Source organism: Terrabacter sp. GCM10028922 (assembly GCF_042666095.1).
Taxonomy (GTDB): Bacteria; Actinomycetota; Actinomycetes; order Actinomycetales; family Dermatophilaceae; genus Terrabacter.
Genome location: NZ_JBHTFG010000032.1, coordinates 316,225 through 337,889, shown reverse-complemented (window position 1 = coordinate 337,889; position 21,665 = coordinate 316,225). Strand labels below are relative to the sequence as shown.

At 71.3% G+C, this 21,665-nt stretch carries 19 protein-coding genes; 9 read left to right on the top strand and 10 right to left on the bottom strand.

What is annotated here, in order from left to right; translation table 11 throughout:
- The first annotated feature begins 189 nt into the window (after positions 1–189).
- Together ACFQU3_RS21910 and ACFQU3_RS21905 are read left to right on the top strand one after the other, a co-directional pair.
- A complete protein-coding gene (locus ACFQU3_RS21910) occupies positions 190–702 on the top strand; it encodes a MarR family winged helix-turn-helix transcriptional regulator (protein ID WP_385913762.1) in 513 nt (170 codons plus the stop codon).
- 1 nt (position 703) lies between these two features.
- On the top strand, positions 704–2,404 hold the full coding sequence (locus tag ACFQU3_RS21905; RefSeq protein ID WP_385913760.1) for an MDR family MFS transporter: 1,701 nt from the start codon (positions 704–706) through the stop codon (positions 2,402–2,404).
- A gap of 151 nt (positions 2,405–2,555) precedes the next feature.
- On the opposite strand, the gene ACFQU3_RS21900 is transcribed toward ACFQU3_RS21905, so the two are convergent.
- The 5 genes from ACFQU3_RS21900 to ACFQU3_RS21880 form a co-directional block, all read right to left on the bottom strand.
- A complete protein-coding gene (locus ACFQU3_RS21900) occupies positions 2,556–3,755 on the bottom strand; it encodes an MFS transporter (RefSeq protein ID WP_385913758.1) in 1,200 nt (399 codons plus the stop codon).
- A 117-nt stretch (positions 3,756–3,872) separates the two neighbouring features.
- A complete protein-coding gene (locus tag ACFQU3_RS21895) occupies positions 3,873–4,616 on the bottom strand; it encodes an enoyl-CoA hydratase-related protein (RefSeq protein ID WP_385913756.1) in 744 nt (247 codons plus the stop codon).
- Between the two features lie 46 nt (positions 4,617–4,662).
- The gene (locus tag ACFQU3_RS21890) at positions 4,663–5,784 is read right to left on the bottom strand and encodes an acyl-CoA dehydrogenase family protein (protein ID WP_385913754.1); all 1,122 of its coding nucleotides are present in this window, start codon (positions 5,782–5,784) and stop codon (positions 4,663–4,665) included.
- Positions 5,784–6,932: an acyl-CoA dehydrogenase family protein gene (locus ACFQU3_RS21885; protein ID WP_385913753.1), complete on the bottom strand. Its 1,149-nt coding sequence runs from the start codon at positions 6,930–6,932 to the stop codon at positions 5,784–5,786. Before ACFQU3_RS21885 ends, ACFQU3_RS21890 begins: the two co-directional genes overlap by 1 nt.
- A gap of 262 nt (positions 6,933–7,194) precedes the next feature.
- Positions 7,195–8,256 carry a hypothetical protein gene (locus ACFQU3_RS21880; protein WP_385913751.1) on the bottom strand — a complete coding sequence of 354 codons (1,062 nt, stop codon included), beginning with the start codon at positions 8,254–8,256 and terminating at the stop codon, positions 7,195–7,197.
- Between the two features lie 92 nt (positions 8,257–8,348).
- On the opposite strand from ACFQU3_RS21880, the gene ACFQU3_RS21875 reads away from it, so the two are divergent.
- From ACFQU3_RS21875 to ACFQU3_RS21860, 4 genes are all read left to right on the top strand, one after another.
- Positions 8,349–9,002: a TetR family transcriptional regulator gene (locus ACFQU3_RS21875; RefSeq protein ID WP_385913749.1), complete on the top strand. Its 654-nt coding sequence runs from the start codon at positions 8,349–8,351 to the stop codon at positions 9,000–9,002.
- A gap of 101 nt (positions 9,003–9,103) precedes the next feature.
- A complete protein-coding gene (locus ACFQU3_RS21870) occupies positions 9,104–9,823 on the top strand; it encodes a metal-dependent transcriptional regulator (RefSeq protein WP_385913747.1) in 720 nt (239 codons plus the stop codon).
- Positions 9,820–11,028: a multicopper oxidase domain-containing protein gene (locus ACFQU3_RS21865; protein WP_385913745.1), complete on the top strand. Its 1,209-nt coding sequence runs from the start codon at positions 9,820–9,822 to the stop codon at positions 11,026–11,028. Before ACFQU3_RS21870 ends, ACFQU3_RS21865 begins: the two co-directional genes overlap by 4 nt.
- Positions 11,028–12,221: a ZIP family metal transporter gene (locus tag ACFQU3_RS21860; protein ID WP_385913743.1), complete on the top strand. Its 1,194-nt coding sequence runs from the start codon at positions 11,028–11,030 to the stop codon at positions 12,219–12,221. The genes ACFQU3_RS21865 and ACFQU3_RS21860 overlap by 1 nt, the downstream gene beginning before the upstream one ends.
- 122 nt (positions 12,222–12,343) lie before the next feature.
- Here the strand turns inward: ACFQU3_RS21860 and ACFQU3_RS21855 are convergent, their stop codons facing one another.
- On the bottom strand, positions 12,344–13,807 hold the full coding sequence (locus ACFQU3_RS21855; protein WP_385913741.1) for a hypothetical protein: 1,464 nt from the start codon (positions 13,805–13,807) through the stop codon (positions 12,344–12,346).
- Between the two features lie 53 nt (positions 13,808–13,860).
- Here ACFQU3_RS21855 and ACFQU3_RS21850 point away from each other — a divergent pair, with 53 nt between their 5' ends.
- Positions 13,861–14,208, top strand: coding sequence for a TraR/DksA family transcriptional regulator (locus tag ACFQU3_RS21850; RefSeq protein WP_385913739.1), 348 nt, complete (start codon positions 13,861–13,863; stop codon positions 14,206–14,208).
- Positions 14,209–14,281: 73 nt separating this feature from the next.
- Here the strand turns inward: ACFQU3_RS21850 and ACFQU3_RS21845 are convergent, their stop codons facing one another.
- Positions 14,282–14,890: a TetR family transcriptional regulator gene (locus tag ACFQU3_RS21845; protein ID WP_385913738.1), complete on the bottom strand. Its 609-nt coding sequence runs from the start codon at positions 14,888–14,890 to the stop codon at positions 14,282–14,284.
- A 73-nt stretch (positions 14,891–14,963) separates the two neighbouring features.
- Between ACFQU3_RS21845 and ACFQU3_RS21840 the strand changes: the two genes are divergently transcribed.
- Together ACFQU3_RS21840 and ACFQU3_RS21835 are read left to right on the top strand one after the other, a co-directional pair.
- Positions 14,964–16,664 (top strand): MDR family MFS transporter, encoded by a 1,701-nt coding sequence (locus ACFQU3_RS21840; RefSeq protein WP_385913736.1) that lies wholly within the window; start codon positions 14,964–14,966, stop codon positions 16,662–16,664.
- A gap of 67 nt (positions 16,665–16,731) precedes the next feature.
- Entirely contained in the window at positions 16,732–17,553 is an 822-nt protein-coding gene (locus tag ACFQU3_RS21835) for an oxidoreductase (RefSeq protein WP_385913734.1), read from the top strand.
- 233 nt (positions 17,554–17,786) lie between these two features.
- Here ACFQU3_RS21835 and ACFQU3_RS21830 read toward each other — a convergent pair whose 3' ends face one another.
- The 3 genes from ACFQU3_RS21830 to pdhA are packed head-to-tail and all read right to left on the bottom strand — an operon-like array spanning position 17,787 to position 21,430.
- Positions 17,787–19,271: a dihydrolipoamide acetyltransferase family protein gene (locus ACFQU3_RS21830; protein ID WP_385913732.1), complete on the bottom strand. Its 1,485-nt coding sequence runs from the start codon at positions 19,269–19,271 to the stop codon at positions 17,787–17,789.
- An 18-nt stretch (positions 19,272–19,289) separates the two neighbouring features.
- Positions 19,290–20,276, bottom strand: a complete 987-nt coding sequence (locus tag ACFQU3_RS21825; RefSeq protein WP_385913730.1) for an alpha-ketoacid dehydrogenase subunit beta — start codon at positions 20,274–20,276, stop codon at positions 19,290–19,292.
- On the bottom strand, positions 20,276–21,430 hold the full coding sequence (gene pdhA / locus ACFQU3_RS21820; protein WP_385913728.1) for a pyruvate dehydrogenase (acetyl-transferring) E1 component subunit alpha: 1,155 nt from the start codon (positions 21,428–21,430) through the stop codon (positions 20,276–20,278). The genes ACFQU3_RS21825 and pdhA overlap by 1 nt, the downstream gene beginning before the upstream one ends.
- Positions 21,431–21,665: the final 235 nt, after the last annotated feature.

Here is a 21,665-nt window from a genome sequence, read left to right as displayed (position 1 = left end):
CGACGTCTGCATCATCGCACCTCCCCGCGGGGTGCGAGATCACAGACAACCACATGGACCGCGAGTATCGCGTCGGCGCTGTCTGCACACGGACAAGGCTCGACAGAGCAGTTGCGTCGGAACGCGTCCGCGCGCATACTTGCTTGCTGCAAGCAACTAGTTGGATCCGCCACCAGCGCGAGGAGATGCGTGGGCGTCAGCAAGGACGAGGCGAACGACGTCTTCCTGGCACTGCTCCGTGTGCAGAAGCTGCTCGTCGCCGCCAAGCACTCGGCGCCGCGCCTCGAGGACGGCGTCGACGTCACGGCATACCCGGTGCTGTTCGTCGTCGCCGGAGCCGGCACCGTCCGCGTCTCCGAGCTCGCGACGATGCTGCACAACGACGTCTCCACGGTGAGCCGTCAGGTCAGCGCCCTCGTCACCGCCGGACTCCTCGAGAAGAGCGCCGACCCGAGCGACGGGCGCGCGTCCGTCGTGTCCCTGACCCCGCACGGAGGCGAGGCCCTCGGACGCATCCAGGCCAGCCGTTCCACGTGGTTCCAGGGGCTGCTCACCGACTGGGAGACCACCGAGACGACCGAGTTCGTCGCGCGCCTGCGAGCGCTCGGCGACGCGCTCGACGCGAACCTCCGGGCCCGGGGAGCAGCGCCGCCCCCGATGCCCTTCGACAGCACCACAGACCAGAAGCAGAGAGAGGACTGACATGTCCGCCACCACCGCCGAACCATCGTCCGGCGACGCTGCACGCGACGCGGCGCCGCTGCTCTCCCACAAGGAGATCATCACCATCCTCGTCGGGCTCATGATGGGGATGTTCCTCGCGGCGCTCGACCAGACCATCGTCGCGAGCGCGATGCGTGTCATCGCCGACGACCTCAAGGACCTCGCCGGCCAGGCCTGGGTGACGACGGCATACCTCATCACCTCGACGATCGTGACGCCGCTCTACGGCAAGCTCGGCGACATCTACGGGCGCAAGAAGCTCTTCCTCTTCGCGATCACGATCTTCACGCTCGGCTCGATGCTGTGCACCCTCGCCTGGTCGATCCCGTCGCTGGCCGCCTTCCGCGCGGTCCAGGGCCTCGGCGCCGGCGGCCTCTTCTCGCTCTCCCTCGCGATCATCGGCGACATCGTGCCGCCTCGTGAGCGTGCGAAGTACCAGGGCTACTTCCTCGCCGTCTTCGGCACGTCCAGCGTCTTCGGCCCCGTCATCGGCGGTCTGCTCTCCGACCAGGAGTCGCTCCTCGGCATCACCGGCTGGCGCTGGGTCTTCCTCGTCAACGTGCCGATCGCCGTCGCGGCGCTCATCGTCGTGACGCGGACGCTGCACCTCAGGCACACGCGGCTCGACCACCGCATCGACTACTGGGGTGCCGCGTCGCTGTCGGTCGCGCTGGTGCCGCTCCTCATCGTGGCGGAGCAGGGCCGTGACTGGGGCTGGGGCTCCGGCTCGGCGGTCCTCTGCTACGCCATCGGCGTCGTCGGCCTCGCGGCCTTCTTCGTCATCGAGAGGCGGATGGGCGACGAGGCGCTGATCCCCCTGCGCCTCTTCACGAACCGCACCATCGGTGCCGCGTCGATCAGCTCCGTCTTCATCGGCATGGGCATGTTCGGTGGCCTCGCCGCGCTGCCGCTCTACCTGCAGATCGTCAAGGGCGCCTCCCCGATGGAGGCCGGCCTCATGCTGGTGCCGATGACGCTCGGCATCATGGCCGGCTCGATCGCCTCGGGCCAGATCATCTCCCGCACCGGGCGCTACCGGAAGTTCCCGATCATCGGTGCCGCGCTGCTCGTCGTGTCGCTGTACATGTTCCACTTCGTCGACGCAGACACCGAGCTGTGGAAGACGATGGTCGTAATGTTCTTCTTCGGCATCGGGCTCGGCTTCAACTTCCAGCCGCTCACGCTCGCCGTGCAGAACGCCGCCGCCCGCCGCGACATCGGCGTGGCCACTTCGTCGGCGACCTTCACCCGCCAGATCGGCGGCACGCTGGGCACGGCGGTCTTCCTGTCGATCCTCTTCGGGCAGGCCGCGGACAAGATCGGCGCGGCGTTCCAGTCGGCGCGCACGTCGCCCGAGTTCCTCGCGGCCGTGCGCAACCCGACGGGCGGCGACCCGCAGGCCAACGCGGCCTTCATCGCCGGCGTCCGGAACGGCAACGGAGGCGTGGGCGCGTCCGCGCTGCAGGACAGCTCGTTCATCAACCAGCTCGACCCGCGGCTCGCGCGCCCGTTCCTCGTGGGCTTCTCGGACGCGATGTCGACGGTCTTCGTCGTGGCGGCCGGCGTGCTCGTGCTGGCCTTCGTCGCCTCGTTGTTCCTGCCGCACGTCGACCTCGGCCCCAAGCCGGGCCAGCCCGTGAAGCAGGGCGACGACGTGACGGCGGTCCCCGCCGGCCACTGACCCCTCTCTCCCCCCGTCGAGAGGGCCACTTCTCGTGGCCTCCCGCACGTCGAAGGGCCACTTCTCGCCCGAGAAGTGGCCCTTCGACGTGTCAGGGGACGCGGGAGTTGGCCACTCGACGGTTGGGGGCGGCGTATGCCGGGTGGCGGGCTCAGCGCAGGTCGTGCAGCTCGCGCCGGCTGAGGAAGGCGCGCGTCCCGAGAGCCATGACGAACGCGAAGCCGCCGGCGATCACGGCGACCCAGTAGCCGTGCTGGGCTCCGACACGGTCGACGACGGCGCCCGACACGGCTGAGCCGGCCGCGATGCCGATGATGAGGCCGGTCAGCACGATCGTCATGCCCTCGTTGAGCTGGGCCTTGGGCACGATGCGCTCGATGAGGTTCATCGTGGTGATGAGGGTCGGGGCCGTGGCCATGCCCGCGAAGACCATGATCACGGCGAGGACCCACAGGTTGCCTGCGAGCAGCACCGGCGCCTCGAGCAGCGCCATGCCGAGGGTGCCGACGATGAGCAGCTTGACGAGGCTGCGCCCGTGGGAGTGGTGGCCGAAGAACACGCCCGCGATGGCCGAGCCCACGGCGTAGAGCGCCAGGATCGGACCCGCGGCGTTCTTCTGGCCGGCGTCCTCCGCGACGGCGAGGGTGACGACCTCGTTGACGCCGAAGATGGCGCCGGTCATCGTCATGATGAACGCGAGCGGGATGAGGCCGGGGTTGTGGTGCGCGTGCCCGTGCGGCCGCTCGTGGTGCGGCACGACGGGCGGTTCGGTGGACCGCGCCGACACGAAGACGGCCACGCCGACGCCGTAGCACACCGCGGCGAAGACGAAGCCCGCCTCGGGGAAGAGCGTGGTCGAGAGCCAGACGGCGAGCACCGGGCCGACCACGAAGGTGATCTCCTCCATGACCTGCTCGAACGAGAGCGCCGTGTGCAGGCTCCTCGGGTCGCCGGCGAAGATGTGCGTCCAGCGGGCGCGCGCCATCGTGCCGAGGCTCGGGATGAGGCCGACGAGCGGGTAGGTCACGAAGAGCACCCACGACGGCCAGCCCCGCACCGACGCGAGCACCGTCATCGTCGCCCAGAACCCCGACCAGATGAAGAAGGGGATGGCGATGCGGCGCTGGCCGTACCGGTCGACGAGGCGCCCGAGGAACGGCGCGAACAGCGCGAGCGCCACCATCCCGACGGCCATGACGGCGCCGGCCAGCTCGTAGGAGCCGCGCCGCGCCGCGATCATCGCGACGGTTGCCACGCCGAACATCGCGCCCGCCGAGCGGGCGATCATTCCCCCCGTGATGAAGACGCGGGCTCCCGGGACCTCGAAGAGAGGTCGGTAGGACGCCAGCACTGTCTATCCTCCTCGATCACGGGGACTCGCTCAGGGAAGCGAACCTGCCCATCCTTGCACCACGGACGGGGTGGGGCCGAAACCGCTCCGGTCGCCCACCGAGGGGGCGGGCGGGGCTCAGGCGTCGTGACGGCGCCGAAGCGACCACATCTGCGGCGACCGCTCGAGCTCGACCGCGACGTCCCACGGGACGCCGCCCGGGACGGTTTCGCGGCGGAAGCTCGCGACCGTCCGGCGGGCCAGCGCAGGGTCCTTCGCGACGCGCGCAGCGAGTGCCATGGCCTGTGCCTGTACGTCGCCGTCGTCGTATGCCGCCCATGCCAGGCCGAGGGCGACGGCGCGCTCGCCGTCGACCTCGTCGCCGAAGAGGCCGAGGGCGGCGGCGGCCTCGCGGCCCGCGACGCGGTTGAGGAGGGTGAAGTGGCCGCCGCCGGGGTGGATGCCGATCTGTGCGAAGCCGGGCAGCAGGCGCGCGGTGCGCGAGACGATGCGCAGGTCCGTCGCGAGGGCGAGGTTGAGCCCCGCGCCGACGGCGGCGCCTCGCACTGCGGCGACGGTCGGCAGGCCGATCGTGCCGATCGTCGTGAACGCGGCGTAGACGGTCTCGAGGTTGCGGTAGGCCTCGTCCTCGACGGGGTCGCGGCCGGTGTCGGACAGGACGCTGCGCACCGCGCCCGCGCAGAAGTGCGAGCCGCCGGTGACGACGACCGCGCCCACGGCGTCGTCGGCCTCGGCCGTACGTGCCGCGTCGGTCAGCTCCCGGGACATCTGCACCGACAGCGCGTTGCGCCGCTCGGGCGCGTCCAGCGTGATGACGGCAACTCCGTTGGTGACGTCGTAGCGGATCTCGGTCTCGGTCATCGTGCGGATCTCCTTCATGCGCAGGCCGGTTCGATGTATTGGGCGGTCATGGGCGACCGTCGAACACATCGAACGGGGGTGTCTTGGCACGCCCGGTCGTGATGAGGGTCCAGAGCCGGTCGTGGCCCGCCGACGACGCGAGCGCCGTGAGGGTCTCGTCCCAGTCCTGGAGCGAGCCGTACTCGCTCCGACGGGCGAGGATCGGCTTGGTGAGCGTGTGCAGCTCGTGCTCGAGAGTCGTGCCGATCGCGCCGAGCGCCTGGTGGGCTCCGCGCACGACCACCGAGGCGGCGTGACCGACACAGGACTTGGCGACCCCGACGGCGAAGAGCATCCCGGGGTCGCGCCAGTCGGACGCCGCGGCCCGCGCGACGGCGGCGTCGGTCGCGGCTCGGGCGAGCGCGGTCTCGGAGGCGATGTCGGCGACGAGGTGCTGCACCGCCTGGAAACGGCCCACCGGCCGGCCGAACTGCTTCCGCTCGCGCACGTGCTCGAGGACGACCTCGACGACCCGCTCCATCGCCCCGACGACCTGTGCCGACCGCGCGAGAGCCCCGCGCAGGTGGAACTGCTCACCGATCTCGTGGGCGACGACGATGCCGGCCTCGAGGTCGTCGAGGTCGAACTCCACCGTGTCGCTGGGCTCGCCCGCGAGGTTGCGGCGCTCCTCGATACCGACCCGGTCGGCCGGGACGTCGGCCACGCGCCACTCGTCGCGGTCCTCCCAGAGGACCACGATCCTGCTCGCGTCTCGGGCCCACGTGACGTTGAGGGCCACTCCGGAGGGGTCGGGGCGGCATACGGTGCGCAGGCCGCCGTCGTTGGGCAGGTCGGCAGCCTCGAGCAGCCATCCACCGAGGACGTCGTGCTCGGCGAGCGGCACGGGCGCCGCTGCCGCTGCAGCGATCCCGAGCAAGGCGGCCGCGTCGACCCAGCTGCCCCCGCTGCCACCGGAGGCCTCGCGGCCGGTGAGCCGGGTGAGCCCGAGGTCCTCGAGGCGCTGCCACAGGTCGCGGTCGAGGTCGACGACGGCGGTGGGCGTGGTGCGCTGCGCGCGGTAGTCGGCGAAGAGGTCGGTGAGGACCGCGACGAGGTCGGGGTCCGGGCTCGTCGGCGCGACGAGGTCGTGGACGTCGCGGCGCTCGGGGCAGCCGGGGCGGTCGGGCATCAACGCAGCCCCAGCCCGCGGGCGATGACGCCGCGCAGGATCTCGTTGGTGCCGCCCCGCAGCGTGAAGCCGGGCCGCTGGAGGATCGCGGCGTGCAGGAGCGTGTCGAGCTCCTCGTCGAGGGCCCAGCCGGTCGCGGTCAGGGTGTCGACGTAGTCGGCGATGTCACCCTCGCCGGTCGTGCCGAGCACCTTGACCACGGCAGCTGCGGTGTCGGCGTCCTCGTGGTTCTCGAGCGCCGTGGCGACGGCGAACGACATGTGGTGCAGCGCCGCGACGCGCGCGACGTGCCGGCCGAGTCCGGCGTCGTTGGGGAGGCGTCCGTCGTCCATGGCTTGGGCTGCCGCCGCGAGGAGCTGGAACGTCGACAGGATGCGTTCGGGGCCGCTGCGCTCGTAGCCGAGCTCGGACGTCACCTGGGCCCAGCCCGCGCCCACCTCGCCGAGGACGCGGTCGTCGGGGACGAGAACGCCGTCGAGGTGCACCTCGTTGAAGTGGTGGTCGCCGCCCATCGAGATGATCGGGCGGATCGTGACGCCCGGCGCACGGAGGTCGACGATGAACTGGCTGAGGCCGGCGTGCCGGTGCTCGGGGTCGAGCGGGGCCGAGCGGGCGAGGGCGAAGAACGCGTCGGCCTCGTGCGCGCCGCTTGTCCAGACCTTCGTGCCCGTGAGGCGCCAGCCGCCGTCGACACGCTCGGCGCGGGTGCGCACGCTCGCGAGGTCGGAGCCCGAGTCGGGCTCGCTCATGCCTATGCCGAAGATGACCTCGCCGCGGCTGATGCCGGGCAGGAAGGCCTGCTTCTGCTCCTCGGTGCCGTAGCGCAGCAGCGACGGGCCGATCTGCCGCTCGGCGACCCAGTGCGCGGCGACGGGTGCGCCGAGGACGAGCAGCTCCTCGGTGACGACGAACCGCTCGAGGTAGGTGCGCCCCTGGCCGCCGTACTCGGTCGGGATGACCATGCCGAGCCAGCCGCGACGGCCGAGCTCGCGCGTGAACTCGCGGTCCCACTGCGTCAGCCACGTGTCGACATGGGGCACGAATGCCCCTGCGGCAACCTGTTCGGCGAGGAAGGCGCGCACCTCGAGGCGCAGCTCGGTGAGGGCCGGCAGCTCGCGTACGCCGGGCGGGACGAGACGTGGCGCCATGCTCACCTTCCTCCGTGGGACAGCCCCGTGGACGTCGCCCTGGACAGCCCCGCGGGACAGCCCCTTGGACAACTCGGCGCCAGCCTGCCACACGGCGACGGATGCCGCGCAGAGCGCCCCGGGCGACAGGCCGGCGCCCGTCGTTCGCGGGGTTCGTCCACCCCGAAGCGGCGGGAACGCCTCCGCTCCGAGTCGTGCCGGCGCCCTCGACACGCGTGTCGGGGGCGCCGGTCGTCACTCGTCGGACCTGGACTAGCTCGCCTCAGGCGAGGGCGGGTGCCGGGACGTCCGACGCCCGGGACCGCGGCGCGACGGCGATGAGGAGGAGTCCCACGAGGAACCACGAGCCGAGCACGATGAGACCGTGGGTGGCCCCGGCTCCGTCGAAGTAGGCCGAGCTCCGGAGCAGCTGCCCGGCCGCGCCCGGCGGAAGCCACGAGCCGAGCGACGACCAGAGCTCCGGCAGGAACTCGCGGGCCGTCGCGAGCCCCGACAGCGGGTTGCCGAGCAGCATGAACGTCGCCACGCCGAGGCCGAGCCCTGCCCAGCGACCCACGGCGTGCAGGCCGAGCAGGGCCGTCGACATCGCCGCGAGGACCGCCGCCATGGCGGCCGCATCGAGGCCCCAGCCGGCAGTGAAGACGCCGTACCAGTGGAGCAGACCGGCCAGCGTAGCGCCGATGACGACGGATGCCGTGAGCACCCCTGCCAGTCGCGACCACCGTCCGCGGACGAGCCGGACCATCGCGATGACCGGCGCCACCGAGCCGATGATGAGCGGCAGGAGCGCCGATGACAGGCCGGCACCACGTGCGTCCTTGGCGGGCAACGGGACCACCTCGGTGACAGGCACCTGGCGGCCGGTCTGCTGCGACAGGCTCGTGGCGAGGTTGGTGAGCAGCTGCGCGACAGCCGGGCTCCCGGCCGGCGCGGTGAGCACCTTCGGGCCGGTGACGGTGACGACGATGCCGCCGTAGACGTCGCGGTCGCGGATGGCCGAGGTGAGGGCCGCCTCGTCGGCGAAGGCGTTCACCTCGAACGCACCCGGGGCGCGGCCGTTCAGGGCGGCCGTGACCTGCGCGCTCGCGGCTGCGGGACCGGCCACGCCGATGGGCACGTCGCGGGGCGCGCTGTTGGCGGCGGGGAGCGCAAAGGCAGTGAGCACGATGCCGAGCACCACCGCGAGCGCGACGATGACGCCGACCGGCGCGCCACGTCCGACGCGGTGGACGGTGTCGTTCCGTGGCACGACGTCGGCCGCGGAGCCACGCGCGGATCGGCCGGCAGAGCTACGAGCAGGGCTTCGGGTGGGTGCGGTGGACATGTGAGGCACTCCTTTCAACGGGTGTTGAATTCCAAGGTAGACCTCTGGCCGGCAGATTTCAACAGGCGTTCAATCGTGGCTAGGATGCCGATATGCCGTCTCCTCCGATCCGCCGCCCACGTCCCGCCCGAGCGGAGGGCTCCAGCCCCGGCGCAGCGGGCGGCCCCGGCCGCCCCGGCCCGCGGGCGGACCGCGACGACGTCCGCGGGGACATCCTCCGCGTGGCTCGCGAGCTCTTCGGGGCGCGAGGTTTCAAGGGCACCACGATGCGTGCGGTCGCAGACGGGGCCGGAGTGGACGTCGCCCTGGTCCCCTACTACTTCGGCAACAAGGACGGGCTCTTCGCCGCCGCCCTCGAACTGCCGATCGACCCGCGCACGAAGATCGACGAGGTCTTCGCCCAGGGCCTCGACGGCATCGGCGAGCGCATCGCCCGCACGATGGCAACGCTCATCGAGGACGAGACGGTGGGCCGGGCGATGATCGGTCTGATGCGCTCGGCCGTCACGGAGGGGCCTGCCCACGACGTCGTGCGGGACTTCATCGAGAACGTCATCATCGAGAGCTACGCACGCCACCTCGACGCACCCGACGCCCGGCAGCGGGCCGCTCTCGCCGCGACCCAGATCGTCGGCATGGCGATGGGACGGTACGTCCTGCGCATCGAGCCGCTCGTCAGCATGTCGACCGATGAGCTCGTGGCCCACATCGGCCCGACGCTGCAGCGCTACCTCGAGGGCGGCTGACCGAGCCGACCGTGCTGGGCCGTCTCACATCGAGACAGCCGTTTCGCGTGCGCCGGTAGGATGGGTTCGTCGAGGCAAACAGGCGCCCTTAGGAGCATCGAATGTCAGACGTCTCAGCCGTCGAACTGCAGCAGGCGTTCAGCTGCTGCGGCTTGACGCGCACCGACGCCGCCGAGGACACGCTCAAGGCGATGTGGGAGCTCGGCGGCGACGGGGTCGCCGTCGGCACGACCACCCTGGCCAACGTCCTGGGCGTCACGCCGCCGACGACCTCGGCGATGGTGAAGCGCCTCGTCGACCACGGGCTCGTCGAGCGGGCCGACGACCGGAGCCTCGCCCTCAGCGACCACGGCGCCGACCACGCCCGGCGCATCGTCCGGCGCCACCGGCTCCTCGAGACGTTCCTCTCCGAGGTCCTCCAGGTGCCCTGGGACGAGCTCTACGCAGAGGCGGAGCTGCTCGAGCACGCCGTCTCGGACTCGCTCCTCGGCCGCATCGACGCACTCCTCGGGCATCCGCACCTCGACCCCCACGGCGACCCGATCCCGCAGGACGACACCGACAGTCTCGTCGCGAGCGACGTCGCCATCGCCGACGTGCAGATCGGCACCCGCTTCCGCGTCGAGCGCCTGCACAACCGCAACGCCGAGGCACTGCGCTACCTCGCCGAGCTGGGGCTGCGGCCGGGCGTCACGGTCGAGGTGCTCGAGCAGTCTCCGTTCGACGGCCCGCTGTGGGTGTCTGTCGACGGCGAGCGGGTCGCGCTCGGCGCCCCGCTCGCCCACCTCGTCCACGGACAGTCCGTCGAGGAGACGTCATGACCGACGAGAGGATGCCCACCGATCCCACCGATCCCACCGACCCCACCGACCCCGCCGGTCAGGCGGCGGTCCCCGGGCCCGAACGGTCGCGCGCCGCGACGACGTCGCGCCGACTCTTCCTCGCCGGCACCGCGGGAGCGGCGGGCGTCGGTGCGCTGCTGACCCGCTCGGCTCTCGCCGACGCAGGTCCGGTCGAGGCTGCCCACACCACCCACTCGGGCGCCGCGAGAGCCGCCTGGACCTCGGGCCCGTCAACCGGGGCGACCGGGGCGACCGACGCACCAGCTGCCGGCGCCCACGCTCATGGTGGCGGCGTCAACGGCGCGACGTTCCGCGAGGGCGCGACGGTCGACCACACGGCCAACGGCTTCAACCCCACGGCGACGCTCCGTGACTTCGACTGGGGCACCACGTCGAAGCGGCCCGACGGCCGCACCCTGCGCGAGTGGGAGGTCGTCGCCCGCGACCAGGAGATCGAGGTGGCCCCCGGAGTGAGCTTCCCGGGGTGGACGTTCAACGGCCGGGTGCCCGGGCCGACGTTGCGCTGCCGGGAGAACGACCGACTCCGCATCCGCTTCGTCAACGCGTCGGCGCACCCGCACACGATGCACTTCCACGGCATCCACCCCGCCGAGATGGACGGTGTCCCCATGGTCGGACGCGGCACCATCGCGCCGGGTGAGGACTTCGTCTACGAGTTCGACGCCGAGCCGTTCGGGCTGCACCTGTACCACTGCCACGTCGGCCCGCTCGCCGAGCACATCGCCCGCGGGATGTACGGCACCTTCATCATCGACCCCGCACGGGGCCGGCCCAGGGCCGACGAGATGGTCATGGTCCAGCACGGGTGGAACACGACCTTCGACGGCCAGGGCAACCAGCTCTACGCCGTCAACGGCATCCCGTTCCACTACATGAACGAGCCCATCCGGGTGAAGCGCGGCGAGCTCGTGCGCATCTACCTGGTCAACGTCCTCGAGTACGACCCGATCAACAGCTTCCACGTCCACGGCAACTTCTTCGACTACTACCCGACGGGCACCCGCCTCGAGCCGACCGAGTACACCGACACGGTGGTGCAGGGGCAGGGCCAGCGGGGCATCTGCGAGCTGCGGTTCCCGCACCCCGGGCGCTACATGTTCCACGCCCACAAGACGGAGTTCGCCGACCTCGGCTGGATGGGCTTCTTCGAGGTGGTCGACTGATGTCCGAACCGGCCGTGGCCCCCCGCACCCCCGACGCTCCCCGCACGCACCGGGTCGCGCTCGCCGCCGTGGTCCTGGCGATCGTCGCGGTCGGGATCGCCGCTCTGGCAGCGCTCGCCGGCGTGCTGCTGCCCACACGCACCGGGCCGCCGGTGGAGCAGCTCGTCGTCGAGCGCACCGTGCTCACGGCGGGCACCATCGAGCTGACGGTACGCAACACGGGCCCCGACCCCGTCACGATCGCGCAGGCCGCCGTCAACGACTCCTTCGTGGCGGTGTCGGGTGGGCAGGCGCCGGTGGGTCGGCTCGCCACCACGACCCTGACGATCAGCTACCCGTGGCAGGAGGGCCTGCCGTATGCCGTGTCCCTGCTCACGTCGACCGGTGCGGTGATCGAGCACGAGATCCCCGTCGCCGTCGCGACACCGCAGGCGACGCCGGCCTCGCTGGCGCGGATCGCGGCCCTCGGCGCGATGATCGGCATCGCCCCGGTCCTGCTCGGGATGAGCTGCCTGCCTCTGCTGCGCCGCGCGAGCCCCGCGACGTCGCGGATCCTGCTGGCCTTCACCGTGGGCCTGCTCGCGTTCCTCGCCGTCGACGCCACGCTCGAGGGCTTCGAGCTCGGCGCCGGGCCGGGAGGCGCCTTCGGTGGACCCGTCCTCTTCGTCCTGGGCGCCGTCGTCGCCCTGCTGGCCCTGGCCGCCCTGCAACGCGTGCTGCCGAGCGGCTCCGGCGGCCGGCGGCTGGCCCTGCTCGTCGCGATCGGCATCGGCCTGCACAACCTCGGCGAGGGCTTGGCCGTCGGGTCCGCGCTCGCCGTCGGCGAGCTCGCCTTGGGGGCCACGCTCGTCATCGGCTTCGCGCTGCACAACACGACCGAGGGCATCGCCGTCGTCGCGCCCCTGAGCGGACACTCGACCGGGCGCTCCGTCGGGGTGGCCACGTTCATCGGTCTCGGCCTGATCGCGGGTGCCCCCGCCGCTGTGGGCACGGTCCTCGGCGCGATGGTCTCGACGGCCCCCCAGGCCACGTTCCTCATCGGTCTCGGAGCCGGCGCCATCGTCCAGGTCATCGTCCTGCTCCTGCCCTCGCTTCGTGACCGCGCGCGTGGTGCGGTGGACGGGCCGGTCATCGTCGGCATCGCGGCAGGCGTCGTCGTCATGTACCTGACCGGGCTCCTCGTCACCGCCTGACCGACCGGCACTGACCGACCGGCACTGACCGACCGGCACGTATCGACCGGCACGTATCGACCGGCACATATCGACCGGCACATATCGACCGGCACGTATCGACCGGCGTGGGCGGGCGGCGCTCAGCGGGCCGCGGCGAAGCCGAGCAGGGCGGCGAGCCCGAGCGCGCTGCGCGGGTCGTACGCCGACGTCCACAGCCCTCCGTGCGCCGCGGCATACGCCTCGTCCTGCCAGGGCGTGGGCTGGGACGGTGCGCCGGTCCGGAGGTCGTGGACGAGCAGGGCGGCCATGAGGGTGTTGGCCGTGCCCGGCTCGAAGACCTCGATGCCGAAGCGGTGGGCGCCGGCGTACGCGGCCGCGAGCGCGCGGTTCTTGACGACCGACCGCGTACGCGTGGGCGGCGCCACCTTGAGCGAGACGAGGCCGCCGTCGGCCCGGTAGGCCGTCGCCCGCCACCGCTGGAGCCGCTTGGCGAGCAGGTAGTTGGGTCCCTGCTGGAGCACGACGCTGTCGTTGATGCCGGGATCCTGGCCCGGCACGTAGTTGCGGCGCAGCAGGCGGCCACCACTGATCGTGCGCAGCGGCACACGAAGCACCTTCGACGTGCGCCGCCGGGCGTAGCTGTCGACCGAGCGCGCGACGGCCGCCCCCGGGACCGCGAACACGTCGGTCGGGGTGGCGAGGAACGCGAGCGCGACGTCGCCGACACCCTTGGCGTCCACCACCTGGCGTGTCAGGGCGTCGACGGCCATCGAGACCCGGACATTGGTCTCACCGTCTGCGTAGACGTAGTTGCCGATGACGAGCGGGCCGTCGAGCGCGGTGACCCACCGGGTGACGGCCGCGAGGTCGTGGACGAGGTCGCCACCCGCGCGTGCTGCGAGCGGCTGGTCGCCGCGCCGCACCGGCAGCGTCACCGAGCCGGCGAGCTGCTTGGTGTCACGGATCAGCCTCTCCCACAGCTCCTTTCGGGGCAGATCGACAGCGGCCACGTCGGCGCCCCAGCGCAGCAGAGACCGCAGCGGACCCATCTCGGCCGCTGCACCGAGCACGACGACGGTGCGGTCGGACAGGTCGAGCCAGTCGGGGTTGTCCACGACCAGCGACACGGCCTCGGCGCACGTCGGCTCGATCGTGCCCGCCTCGACCCAGAGGTCGAGCCGGCGGCGCAGCGCGTCACCCGAGAGTCGCTCACCGGCATACGGCACGGAGAGGGTGCGTTCGGGGACGCTCTCCCCGCGCACCGTCTCGGAGGCGAGGTCGTCGGCGCGTCGATGGTCGGCGAACGCGTCGGAGAGCGGGTGGTCGCCGTCGGGCGAGGCCCAGCGCATCCGGCCGTGGAGCGCCTCGAGGCCACCGGTGGCGATGTTGCGGGCGGCGTCGGGCGAGGTGAGCCCGGCCTCGACGAGGCGTCGGAAGTGCGGGAGGTAGCCCTGGCGCCAGTTCGTCTCGCGCTGGGCGGAGGCGGCGCCGACCGGGTCGACCGCGCGGAGGGCGTCGGCGACGACGGCTCGACCGGTCGCGGTCGTGCTGCGGCGGCCCGAGACCGGCTCGACGGGGAAGACCACTCCGGTGGGCTCGCTCATGCACCCATCCTGCCGGAGCGGCGTGACCCACGCCGCCGGGCGACAATGGACGGGTGGACGACACGCCCGCCACGGCCGAGGAGCGGCTCGCCGACGAGCGGGCCGCGACGGTGGAGCGGCTCGAGGCCCTGCGGCGTGGGTTCGAGGTCGTCGTCGACGCGTCCGTGGGGGCGAATGCCGACGACGAGCACGACCCGGAGGGATCGACCATCGCCTACGAACGTTCCCAGCTGAGCGCTCTCGTCGACCAGGCTGAGCGGCGCCTCGGGGAGATCGAAGCTGCTCTGGCCCGGCTGGCCGACGGCGGCTACGGGCGGTGCGAGAGGTGCGGGCGTGCGATCCCGGCTGGTCGACTCGAGGCACGCCCGACGGCGACGAGGTGCATCGAGCACGCCGGCTGACGACCTGGTTCGATGTATCAGCGCGTCACCCGTGACGCGTCCATACATCGAACCGCCGGGGCGGTGGCGTGGGTCAGCGCAGGCCGGCAGCGAGGTGGTCGAACGCCGCGTCGATGTTGCGCTCCAAGCGGCCCGACCCACCGTTCTGCTGGTGCTCGATGCAGGCCCGGACCGCGGCGATGGCGACGGCCACGGTGAGGCGTGGCTCGAGCGACGTGCCGGACTTGACGCCCAGGCGGCGTTCCAGCGCGGCGGTCAGCGCGTTCTCGATGCGGATGTTGTTGCCGACGAGAGCGGGCGCGAGCGCCGGCTCGCCGAGCAGGATGCGGCGGCGCTTGGCGCGCAGCTGGCGGTCGATCGACGCGGGCGCGAGCATCCCGGCCAGGATCCGGCGGAGGGACTCGAGCGGCGACTCGCCCTCGACGTCCTCCTCGAGCGCGGCGGCATACGACTCGAGCTCCTCGGCCGTCGTGCCGATGACGGCGGCCTCCTTCGACGGGAAGTAGTTGAAGAAGGTGCGCGCGCTGACGCCGGCGCGGGCCGCGATCTCCTCGGTCGTGACGGCGGCGAAGCCCTTCTCCTCCACGAGGTCGAGGGCGGCGAGGTTGAGCGCGCGGCGCGTCTCGCGCTTCTTGCGCTCCCGCAGGCCACACGCCTCGTCCGTCAGCAGGTCCGTGCTCATGTCTCAATGGTGTCACTCGGAAGCATTAACTGCAATTTTGCAGTGACTGCATGTTTGGCGTCCCGTGGTGCGCATGCCACAGACATCTCAGGAGGTAGCCACGGACACCGCCACCAGCTCGACGAGCAAGGCCGCGGGCCTGGACCGCCCGACCCGCAACATCTTCATCGCGCTCATGCTCGGGATGCTTGTCGCGTCGATCAGCCAGACGATCGTCGGCCCCGCCATGCCGCGCATCGTCGCCGAGCTCGGCGGCATCGACCACTACTCGTGGCTCGCGACCGCCGCGATGCTCGTCAGCGCGATCACGGTCCCGATCGTCGGCAAGATGAGCGACCTCTACGGCCGGCGCGGCTTCTACCTCGGTGGTCTCGTCGTCTTCATGGCCGGCTCGGTCCTGTCCGGCTTCGCCCACAACTTCTGGTGGCTCATCGTCGCCCGCGCCATCCAGGGCGCTGGCATGGGCACGCTGATGCCGCTGTCGCAGACGATCATCGGCGACATCATCCCGCCGCGTCAGCGTGGCAAGTACCAGGGCCTCATGGGCGGCGTCTTCGGACTCGCCTCCATCCTCGGCCCTCTCGTCGGCGGGTTCGTGACGGACCACTGGGGCTGGCGCTGGCTCTTCTTCGTCACGCTGCCGGTCGGGGTGTTCGCGTTCTTCGGCATCAGCCGCTTCCTCCACCTCGAGCACACGCCGCGCGAGACCGTCGTCGACAAGGCCGGAATCGCCGTCCTCTCATTGACGCTCATCCTCCTGCTCGTGCCGACGTCGCTCGGTGGGACGACGCTCGCCTGGGGCTCCCCCGCGATCATCGGGATGTATGCCGCCGGCGTCGTCGCGCTCGCCGGGTTCATCGCCGTCGAGCACCGAGCCGTCGAGCCCGTGCTGCCGCTCCGCCTCTTCCGCAGCCCGCTCTTCACCCTGAGCAACATCGCAGCCTTCATGGTCTCGGTCATGATGTTCGGCGCCATGATCTACCTGCCGGTGTACGCACAGGGCGTGCTCGGCGCGTCGGCGACGAACTCCGGCCTCATCCTCATGCCGATGTCGGTCGCCATGATCGGGCTCTCGATCGTGTCGGGCCTCGTCATCACCCGGACCGGCCGATACAAGCTGCAGACCATCGCGGGCATCCTCATCATGGGCGTCGGCTTCTGGCTGCTGACCCAGCTCCACCACGGCTCGAGCCAGCTCGACCTGACGCTGTCGATGATCGTCTTCGGTGTCGGTCTCGGCATGGCGCTGCAGGTCTTCACCCTGATCATCCAGAACTCCGCCCAGCGCTCGGACCTCGGCGTCGCGACCGCGTCGACGCAGTTCTTCCGCAACGTGGGCTCGACGGTGGGCACCGCCGTCTTCGGCACGATCATGACGAGCGGCCTCGCCGGCAACATCGCCGCGCACCTGCCCCGCGAGGTCGTTGCCCAGATGCGGGCCTCAGGACAGGAGGTCAACGCCGGGTCGGTGCTCGACCCGTCGGCGCTCGCACAGCTGCCGCCGCAGATCGCGACCGGCGTCCAGCAGGGTCTCGCCGACTCGCTGCACACCGTCTTCGTCTGGGGCCTCGTGCCCTTCGCGTTCGCGCTGCTCGCCGCGCTCTTCATCAAGGAGCTGCCGCTGCGCGACACCGTCCATGCGGCCGACGAGCCCGTCATCGAGCAGCTCGACACGATCTCGCCGGCAGCGCGTGACGACGAGCTCGAGGTGCCGCTCGGCCATGAGGCCGGCACGTCGCGAACGCACGAGCGCCTGGCGGCTGCACGGTCATGAGCCGCACGGTCATGACCGCGGCCGCGCTCGCCACGACGGGGGCGGCCACGCTGCGTACGGTGACGGAATGAGCAAGGTAGCCCTCGTCACCGGTGCCTCCGCGGGCATCGGCGAGTCGATCGCCGTCCACCTCGCCCAGTCCGGCTGGACCGTGTATGCCGTTGCGCGTCGGGTCGAGCGGATGGTGGCCCTGGAGGCGCGCGGGGTGAGGACGTTCGCGATGGACGTCACCGACGACGCCTCGATGGTCGCCGGGGTTCGGCGCGTCATCGAAGAGCAGGGGCGGCTCGACGCGCTCGTCAACAACGCGGGTCACGGCACCTACGGGCCGGTCGAGATCGTGCCGATGGAGCAGGCCCGGCGGCAGTTCGAGGTCAACGTGTTCGGGCTCGCCCGGCTGACCCAGCTCGTCATCCCGCAGCTGCGACGCCAACGGTCCGGCACGATCGTCAACATCTCGAGCATCGGCGGGAAGATCTACGAGCCGCTCGGGGCCTGGTACCACGCGACGAAGTTCGCGGTCGAGGGGTTCAGCGACAGCCTGCGTCTCGAGCTGCGGCCGTTCGGGATCGACGTCGTCCTCGTCGAGCCCGGACCGATCCTGACCGAGTGGGACGCCATCGCGCGCGAGGGCATGCTGGCCTGGTCGCGCGGCACGGTGTACGAGAAGGCGGCGACGCGGATGGCCGCGATGTACGAGCGCACCTACGACCCTCGCGTCGTGTCGAGCCCCGATGCCGTCGCAGAGAAGGTGCTCGTGGCCCTGGAGGCGACGAACCCGTCGGCGCGCTACCCCGCCGGGCGGGGCGCGCGCACCATCCTCGCGGCCCGGCGACTGCTGCCCGACCGGCTCATGGACGTCGTCATGAGGCGCGTCGCCGGCGGCTGACCTCTCTCCCGTCGAGTGGGCACTTCCCACCGTCGAGTGGGCACCTTCCACCGTCGAGAGGTCAAGATCTGCGCCCCCTCGAACGTCGAGAGGCCAGTTCTCGTGACAGAACTGGCCTCTCGAGCGCGACCAAGCGACGAATTGGCCTTTCGACGGTCGGGGGGCCACGGAAACTGGCCTTTCGACGATCGGGGGGCCACGGAAACTGGCCCTTCGACGGTCGGGTCGGGTGGTCAGCCCCAGACGAGGGCCTGCGCCGGGTCCTCGAGGATGGCCGCGAGCTCGGACAGGAAGCGGCTGCCGAGCTCGCCGTCGATGAGCCGGTGGTCGAAGCTCACCGCGAGCTGCGTCACGTGGCGGATCGCGATCTCGTCGGTGCCGTCGGCGCCGCTGACCACCCATGGCTGCTTGCGGATCGCGCCGAAGCAGACGATGGCCGACTCACCCGGGTTGATGATCGGGGTACCGCTGTCGACGCCGAAGACGCCGACGTTGGTGATCGTCATCGTGCCGCCGGACATCTCCGCCGGCTGGGTGCGCCCCTCGCGGGCCGTCGCCGTGAGCTGCCCGATGGCCTGGGCGAGCTCGAGCATCGACAGGGCGTGGGCGTCCTTGATGTTCGGGACGATCAGACCCCGCGGGGTGGCGGCGGCGATGCCGAGGTTGACGTAGTTCTTCTGGACGATCTCCTGCGCGGCCTCGTCCCACGTCGCGTTCATGCCGGGGTTGCGCTTGACCGCGAGGACGAGCGCCCTGGCGAGCACGAGCAGCGGCGTCACCTTGACGTCCTTGAACTCGCGGCTGCCCTTGAGCCGGTCGACGAGCTCCATGGTCTTCGTGACGTCGACGGTGATCCACTCGGTGACGTGCGGCGCCGTGAACGCCGAGCCGACCATCGCCTGCGCCGTCATCTTGCGCACGCCCTTGATCGGGATGCGCTCCTCGCGCTCACCCGACCCGAACGGAACACCGGCGGCGACCGCAGCCTGCGGAGCCGACGTCGCCTGTGCGGCAAGGCCGTTGGCTGCAGCACCGGTCGAGTGGTTCGTGACGTCGTCGCGCGTGATGATGCCGTCAGGCCCGGTGGGCGCGACCGCTGCGAGGTCGATGCCGAGGTCCTTGGCGAGCTTGCGCACCGGCGGCTTCGCCCTGGGGCGGCCACCGGCCGGGCCTGCCGGACCGGCCACGGGAGGCGCCGGCGACTCGGCGCGCGGGGCCGGGGTGGCCGGCTCGGCGACGGGGGCCGCGGCGGCGACCTGCTCGGTCTCCGTGGGGGCCGACGCGACCGGAGCAGCGGCCTGCGCAGACGGCGCGGCCGCGCCACCCGGCATACCCTTGCGGGCGCGGCGCGCGGTGGCACCGGCCTTGGCGCCGTAGCCGACGAGGATCGCCTCCGAGGCCGCTTCTGCCGGAGCAGGCTTCTCGCCCGCGGCCGACGCCTGGCCCGCCGGTGCTGCGGGGGCCTCGTCGCCGCCCTTGCCGTCGTCGATGGAGATGATCGGTGTGCCGACGTCGATGGTCTGCCCCACCTCGACGAGCAGCTCCTTGACGGTGCCGGCCCACGGGATCGGCAGCTCGACGAGCGACTTGGCCGTCTCGATCTCGAGGACCATGTCGTTGACCTTGACGGTGTCGCCGGGCGACACCTTCCACTCGACGATCTCGGCCTCGACGAGGCCCTCCCCTGGGTCGGGCAGGTTGAATGTGCGAATAGCCATGTTTCCCAGCGCCTTTCGTCAGTACGCGAGCGCGCGGTCGACGCCGTCGAGGATGCGGTCGAGGTCCGGGAGGAACTCCTCCTCCATCCGGCTGGGCGGATAGGGGATGTTGGCGCCCGCGACCCGGATGACCGGCGCCTCGAGCTCGTAGAAGCACTGCTCCGTGACCTGGGCCGAGATCTCCGACGCCATGCCGAGGAAGCTGCTCGCCTCGTGCACGACGACGAGACGACCGGTCTTGCGTACCGACGTCACGATCGTGTCGATCGGGAGCGGGGAGAGCGAGCGCAGGTCGATGACCTCGATGCTCGTGCCCTCGGCCTCGGCGGCCGCGGCCGACTCGAGCATCGTCTTGACGACGGGGCCGTAGCCGAGCAGCGTCACGTCGGTGCCCTCGCGGACCACGTTGGCCTCGAAGAGGCCACGCGGAGCGGTCGTCGCGTCCGTGTCGTACTCGGCGCGATCGTGGTAGCGGCGCTTCGGCTCGAAGAACATGACTGGGTCGTCGCACTCGATGGCCTGCTGGATCATCCAGTGGGCGTCCTCGGGGTTGCTGCACGCGACGACGCGGAGGCCCGCCGTGTGCGCGAAGTACGCCTCGGGGCTCTCCGAGTGGTGCTCCGGGCTGCCGATGCCGCCACCGAACGGGATGCGGATGACCATCGGGATCTTGATGGCGCCGAGCGAGCGTGCCCGCATCTTCGCGACCTGGCTGACGATCTGGTCGAACGCGGGGTAGACGAACCCGTCGAACTGGATCTCGCAGACGGGGCGGTAGCCGCGCAGCGCCATGCCGACCGCGGTGCCGACGATGCCGGACTCGGCGAGCGGGGAGTCGATGACGCGCTCCTCGCCGAAGTCCTTCTGCAGCCCCTCGGTGATGCGGAAGACACCGCCGAGCTTGCCGATGTCCTCACCGATGAGCACGACCTTGGGGTCGGCCTCCATGGCCTTGCGGAGGCCGTTGGTGATGCTCTTGCCGAGGGTGACCTTCTCGAGCGCCATCAGTTCGCCTCCTCGAAGCTCGCCTTGTACGCGAGGTACGCGGCACGCTCCGCCTCCATGACGGGGTGGTCCTCGGCGTAGATGTGGTCCCACATCGTCTCGCCGGCCATCGTCTCCATGGTGACGCAGCCCTCGCGCAGCTCGGCGGCGAACTGGTCGGCCTCCTCGTCGACGTTCGTGAAGAAGGCCTCGTCGGCCATGCCCTCGTGGGCGAGGTAGCTCTTGAGCCGCAGGATGGGGTCGCGGAACTTCCACTCCTCGACCTCGGCCGACACGCGGTACTTCGTCGGGTCGTCAGCCGTCGTGTGGGCACCCATGCGGTACGTGTAGGCCTCGATGAGCAGCGGTCCGTTGCCGTTGCGGGCCTCGTCGAGGCAGTGCTGCGTCACGGCATACGTCGCGAGGATGTCGTTGCCGTCGACGCGGACGCCGGGGAAGCCGAAGCCGGCGGCGCGCTGGAAGAGCGGGATGCGGGTCTGCTTCTCGACGGGCTCGGAGATGGCCCACTGGTTGTTCTGGCAGAAGAACACGACCGGGGCATCGAAGCTCGCGGCGTAGACGAACGCCTCGTTGACGTCACCCTGTGAGCTCGCGCCGTCGCCGAAGTAGCAGATGACGGCGGTGTCGCGCTCGGGGTCGCCGGTGCCGACGTTGCCGTCCATCCGCACGCCCATCGCGTAACCGGTGGCGTGCAGCGCCTGGGCACCGATGACGATCGTGTAGAGGTGGAAGTTGTTCTCCTGCGGGTCCCAGCCGCCCTGGCTGACGCCGCGGAAGAGCTGCAGCGAGCTCTGCGGGTCCATGCGGCGCACGAAGCCGACGCCGTGCTCGCGGTAGGTCGGGAAGACGAAGTCGTGCGGCTTGAGCGCGCGACCGGAGCCCACCTGGGCGGCCTCCTGGCCGAGCAGGCTCGGCCACAGCCCGAGCTCCCCCTGGCGCTGGAGCGCGTAGCCCTCGGCGTCGAGGCGGCGGATGAGGACGAGGTCGCGGTAGAAGCTCCGCAGGTCCTCGGGTGTCAGGTCCGCGACGTACTTGTCGTAGTCGGGGTGGGACACGCGCTGACCTTCGGGGGTCAGCAACTGGATCATGTCCGGGCCGCCGTCTCCGACCGAGGGGGTCGGCTCGTGCAGCTCGGCGACAACCTTGTCGCTCACGTGGGGCTCCTTCGCCGGTGAGACCGGCCTACTCGTTCGGCCCGCAAACGGGGGTCTCCCGCTGTCGGCTTCTGGGGGCGCAGGACCGCCGTTCGTGACGACGGACGCGTGCTTGGTCCTCGACCCGGAACTTACCGGAGAGCGCTGCGAATCTCACAATGCGGGACGGTCCGGTGGAGCCGGCGAACGGGTGACCTGCGACGACGCCGATCCCCCGCCGCTCGGGACGGTCGCC